The organism is Chromatiales bacterium (assembly GCA_014762505.1).
Classification (GTDB): Bacteria; Pseudomonadota; Gammaproteobacteria; order SpSt-1174; family SpSt-1174; genus SpSt-1174.
This window is the reverse complement of record JABURS010000039.1, coordinates 1-1114: the sequence shown is the minus strand read 5'-3', so window position 1 is coordinate 1114 and position 1114 is coordinate 1. Positions and strand designations below refer to the sequence as shown.

1 protein-coding gene is annotated in these 1114 nt (G+C 68.3%); it reads right to left on the bottom strand.

Annotated features, from left to right (window positions below; translation table 11 throughout):
* On the bottom strand, positions 1-911 hold a 911-nt coding region (locus HUJ28_09235), incomplete at its 3' end, for a transposase (protein ID MBD3619644.1).
* Between the last annotated feature and the right edge of the window lie 203 nt (positions 912-1114).

The following is a 1114-nucleotide window of genomic DNA, read 5'->3' as shown; positions in this document are numbered from 1 at the left end:
CCGTTTTTGAGGATGGCGAAGGCGATACGGGCGAGCTTGCGGGCGAGGATGGTGAGGGCCTGGGTGCTCTTCAGGCCGCGGTCGAGATAGCGTTGATAGAAGCCGGCCCAGGCGGGGCTGCGCCGGGCGGTCATGGCGGCCAGGTACAGGAGTCGCCGCAGTTCGGGGTCGCCCTGTTTGGTGAGCTTGCGCCGGCCGCGGGCCTGACCCGAGTCACGCACGCGCACATCCAGGCCGAGGAAGGCGATGAAGGCATCGCTGGAGCGGAAGTGCCCGCGATGGAAGACGGTGGTGAGGGCGGTGGCGGTCAGCGGACCGATGCCCTCGATCGCCTGGCAGCGCCGGGCGTGGTCCCGCCAGCCGGCGTCGGCGAGCGCCTCGCGCAGCTGCTTCTGGATCAGGGTGTCGAGCCGGGTGAGCTGGCGCAGCAGGGTCTTCAGGGCGGTGCGCAGCGTGGGCAGCCCCTGCAGGGACTGCTGGATCTGGACGCGGGCCTGCACCAGGGTGGCGCGGCGGCGCAGCAGGGTCTGCAGGCGGGTATAGGCCGCCGGCGGCGGCGTCCAGGGGCGCAGCTCGTCGTGCTCGCGGGCCAGGTAGCGCACCAGCAACAGGGCATCGTGCTGATCGGTCTTGGCGCGCCCGCCGATGCTGTCGCGATAACGGGCCAGGCGATAGCCATCGAGCAGGTAGACGCGATGGCCCTGTTGATAGGCCGCCTGCGCCAGGGCCAGATGATAGGTGCTGGTGGCCTCCAGGGCGAACCAGCAGGGGCCGGCCAGCGTGGCCAGCCAGCGCTCGATGGCGCGGGGGTCATTGGCCAGCGCCTGGACCGCCCCGTCTTGCGTGGCGATCACCAATTCGGCCTTGCTGACATCGACACCGAACAACGTGGGGTGCTGTGGTATTGCCATGATGAGAACTCCCGACTAGGGTTATTGTGCTTGTCGGGGATCACCGTGGCGCTGGCTTGCCAAGATCGTCGGTCCGCACGGCCGATGGATTCCTTATCGGCGCTGAGGTGAAAAGGGTGGGACGATTTCTCCTACCGTCTGTGCCAAAGGCCAGATGCCAAGCTCGTCCCTCCACCCCGACAAGCCCTTTCTGGCCTGTCGGG